Consider the following 3777-nt stretch of genomic DNA (forward strand, 5'->3'; position numbering starts at 1 on the left):
GGGGATCCACGCGCTGGGGCGAGGCGTGGGTGGCCGGGACGAGCCCGGGGATGACGCGTTCTTGCGTCACCGTGAGCACAGCAAGGCGAGTGGGCGTCCTGCATCGGGATCGGCGTCTCGCCGCCCCTGGATTGCTTCGTCGCTGCGCTCCTCGCGAGGACGGCTCGCCTCGCTCTTGCATCGCCAAGCGCCTTCTGCGATGCCTGCGCCCGAGCAAGAGGGCGCCCTGATGACCANGAGGACGGCTCGCCTCGCTCTTGCATCGCCAAGCGCCTTCTGCGATGCCTGCGCCCGAGCAAGAGGGCGCCCTGATGACCAAAGACGAAGTCCTGGCCGAATTCCGCGCCGCAGGCGCGTTGCTGGAGGGGCATTTCATCCTCTCCTCTGGCCTGCGCAGCCCGGTGTTCCTGCAGAAGATGTTCGTTTTCCAGGATCCGGTGCGGACGGAGCGGCTGTGCAAGGCGCTGGCCGAGAAGGCGCAGGAGGCCTTCGGCAAGATCGACGTCGTCGTGTCCCCGGCGGTGGGTGGCATCGTGCCGGGCTACGAGACGGCCCGGCACCTGGGCGCGAAGGCGATCTTTGTCGAGCGCGAGGACGGGCGCTTCCAGCTGCGTCGCGGCTTCGAGATTCCGGAGGGCGCGCGCGTGCTGATGGTGGAGGACATCGTCACCACGGGCCTGTCGTCGCGCGAGTGCATCGACGCCATCAGGCAGCACCCGGGCATGCTGGTGGGCGCGGCCTGCCTGATCGACCGGTCGGGCGGAAAGGCCGATGTCGGCGTCCCGCTGGTCAGCCTGGCCCAGCTCGACATTCCCAACTACGCCCCGGACGCGCTGCCGCCGGAGCTCGCCGCCATCCCGGCGGTGAAGCCGGGCAGCCGTGGGTTGAAGGCCTGACGCCATGTCGCTCCCCGCGCTCCGCCTCGGCGTCAACATCGACCATGTCGCCACGCTGCGGAACGCGCGTGGCGGCGCCCGACCGGATCCCGTGCGCGCGGCCCTGCAGGCCATCGCGGCCGGGGCGGATGGCATCACCGCGCATCTGCGCGAGGATCGCCGCCACATCCGCGACGAGGACATTCGCCGGCTGAAAGCCGAGATCTCCAAGCCGCTGAACTTCGAGATGGCGACGACCGACGAGATGCTCGCCATCGCGCTCGCGACCCAGCCGCACGCGGCCTGCCTGGTGCCGGAGAAGCGCACCGAGCGCACGACCGAAGGCGGGCTCGACGTGGTGGGCGGCTACGACCACCTTGCGCCGGCGGTAGAGAAGCTCGGGGCCGCGGGGATCCGGGTGTCGCTGTTCATCGAGGCCGACGAGGCGCCGCTGCGCGCCGCCGCGAAGCTGGGGGCGCCCGTCGTCGAACTGCACACGGGCGCATGGTGCGATGCCGTGGAGCATGGCGACGCCGCCAAGGCCGAGGCGGAATTCCAGCGGCTCGTCCGCGGGGCGGCATTCGGTCGCTCGCTGGGCCTCGAGATGCACGCCGGCCATGGGCTCGACTACGACACGGCCGAGCGGCTCGCCGCCGTGCCGGAATTCGTGGAGTTCAACATCGGCCATTTCCTGATCGGCGAGGCCGTCTTCGTGGGCCTCGACGCCGCGATCGGGCGCATGCGCGCCGCCATGGCCGCCGGGCGGGCCCGGGCGGCATGATCATCGGCATCGGCTCGGACCTTTGCGACATCCGCCGCATCGAGCAGTCGCTCGAGCGGTTCAAGGACCGCTTCGTCCGCCGGTGCTTCACGGAAATCGAGCAGCGCAAGGCTGACCGCCGGGCCGACCGGGCCGGCACCTACGCCAAGCGCTTCGCCGCCAAGGAGGCCTGCTCGAAGGCGCTCGGGACCGGGTTCAACCGGGGCGTCTTCATGCGGGACATGGGCGTGGTGAACCTGCCCTCCGGGGCGCCCACGATGCGCCTGACGGGCGGAGCCGCCGAGCGGCTCCGGGCCATCACGCCGGAAGGGCACGAGGCGGTGATCCACCTGACCATGACGGACGAGCATCCGATGGCGCAGGCCTTCGTGGTGATCGAGGCGCGCCCCTTGGCGGGGTGAGCCGGCCTCGTGCGAAACCTGCTTTCATTGTGACCGCTCCAGAACGTGCATGGCCGGGTCAAGCCCGGCCATGACGTGGGACGGCATTGTCCGCCGCCTAGATGGTCGAGTGGTCTTCGCCGCGGGCGGTCAGTCGATGCCACTGGTCGCGGATCTCGGCCGTGGCGGACTGGAAGCTGCGGTGGGCGACGTCCCAGTTGACCATGTTCTGGCCGGGCGGCGCGCCGTTGTCGTGGACGTAGGCGACCCCGACGGCGAGCAGGAATCCGAGAATGATGCCGGTGAGCGTGCGCATTCGCCGTGATCCTTTCGAGCAAATCTTGCTCATTTAATCCGGCTGCTCCGCCTCCGGTTCCGATGGGAAGCGCCCACGGCCGGGAGGCCGCGGGCGACGCCCTTATTGCTGGGGCTGCTGCTGGCCGTTCTGGCCCTGCAGGAGCGGCGTGATGCGCCGGACGGTCACGCGCCGGTTCTCCCGCGAGGGGGCCTGCGTGTTCACCTTCAGGTACTGCTCGCCGTAGCCCTGGGTGGTCAGGTTCTCGGGCGGCACCTGATAGTCGCGCGTCAGGATGGCGGCGACCGACTGGGCGCGCCGGTCGGACAAGGACAGGTTGTCCACGTCCGATCCCACCGCGTCGGTGTGGCCTTCGATCAGGAACACCTCGCTGGGGTTGTTCCGAATCGCCTGGTTGAGCGCCTGCGCGATCGTGGCGAGGCGGCCGACCTGATCGGGAGTGACCTCCCAGGACGCCGTCTCGAAGTTGATCGTGTTGACGTCTACGCTGCGCATGCGAGCACGCAGGTCCGGGCTGTACCGAACCTCGTCCAGCGTGTAGCGGCGCGGGATCGGGGCCACGGGCGGCGCGACGATGGTCTCGTAGATGAGGTTCTCGTCCGCGTTGTCCGCGTCCACGATGTAGCGCTCCCGCGGAATTCGCAGCGGGGGCGGCGGAAGCTCCACGATGTCTTCCTCGAAGCTGCGAGGCGGCCCGCGCCAGGTGTTGTCGATGATCACGGTCTCGCGCCCGCCGCGGTCGCGGCGGTAACGACGCAGGAGTCGGCCGCTGTCGTCCGTGACCGTGACGATCTGGTCGCCATCCGGCCGCTCGTAGATCGTGACGTGGTCGCTGCCGCGCCGTTCGGTGCGGACATCGCCGCGAAGCTCGCGGAAACGCTCGGTCTCGTCATGCCGCAGGAAGACGCGGTTGTCCTCGTCGCGGATGATTTGACGCCCGGGCTCCTGGATGACGGTGACGCCGTCCTGCGTCACCTCGCGGCGGCGCTGGCGCACGTCCTCGAAGCTGCGGGCCCCTTCGGAGGCCATGTAGCCGCCAACGAAGCCTGCCGCCGCGCCGAGGGCTGCCGCGCCGGCCGGCCCGAGTCGGCCGCGACGATCGGACGGAGGCAGGGCCCCGGCCTGGCCCGGCTGCGGCGCCTGGCCCTGGTATTGCTGCTGCTGTTGAGGCGCAGCGAAACCCGGCTGGGCGGTTGGGGCCTGCTGTGGCTGGGCCTGGCCTTGCGGAAGCGCGCCGGGCTGAGCGGGCGCGCGCCCGGTCGGCTGAGGCGCGGTCGCTCCCGGTTGCGTCGCGGTGGGCGCCGGAGCGCCGGGCAGGGGCGCGGCGCGCCCCTGGATCGGCGCGGCGGTTCCCGGCTGGGCAGGCTGTCCCGGCTGCCCGGGCTGGCGCAGGCCCTGGGGCAGGGGCGGGGTTCCCGGCGCAGG

At 70.9% G+C, this 3777-nt stretch carries 5 protein-coding genes; 3 read left to right on the forward strand and 2 right to left on the reverse strand.

Annotation, left to right across the window (positions count from 1 at the left end; translation table 11 throughout):
- Positions 1–311 precede the first annotated feature (311 nt).
- From pyrE to acpS, 3 genes are read left to right on the forward strand one after another with little or no spacing between them, the layout of a single operon-like run.
- On the forward strand, positions 312–896 hold the full coding sequence (pyrE, locus tag SLNSH_RS24205; protein ID WP_106340843.1) for an orotate phosphoribosyltransferase: 585 nt from the start codon (positions 312–314) through the stop codon (positions 894–896).
- Between the two features lie 4 nt (positions 897–900).
- Positions 901–1656 carry a pyridoxine 5'-phosphate synthase gene (locus SLNSH_RS24210; protein WP_106340845.1) on the forward strand — a complete coding sequence of 252 codons (756 nt, stop codon included), beginning with the start codon at positions 901–903 and terminating at the stop codon, positions 1654–1656.
- A complete protein-coding gene (gene acpS / locus SLNSH_RS24215; protein WP_106340847.1) occupies positions 1653–2057 on the forward strand; it encodes a holo-ACP synthase in 405 nt (134 codons plus the stop codon). The genes SLNSH_RS24210 and acpS overlap by 4 nt, the downstream gene beginning before the upstream one ends.
- A gap of 97 nt (positions 2058–2154) precedes the next feature.
- Here the strand turns inward: acpS and SLNSH_RS24220 are convergent, their stop codons facing one another.
- Together SLNSH_RS24220 and SLNSH_RS24225 are read right to left on the reverse strand one after the other, a co-directional pair.
- Complete coding sequence (locus SLNSH_RS24220; protein WP_106340849.1) at positions 2155–2352, reverse strand: hypothetical protein; 198 nt, start codon at positions 2350–2352, stop codon at positions 2155–2157.
- A 102-nt stretch (positions 2353–2454) separates the two neighbouring features.
- A partial coding sequence (locus SLNSH_RS24225; protein ID WP_106340851.1) for an OmpA family protein occupies positions 2455–3777 on the reverse strand: 1323 nt, incomplete at its 5' end.

Origin of the sequence: Alsobacter soli (genome assembly GCF_003004785.1) — a bacterium.
Classification (GTDB): Bacteria; Pseudomonadota; Alphaproteobacteria; order Rhizobiales; family Beijerinckiaceae; genus Alsobacter; species Alsobacter soli.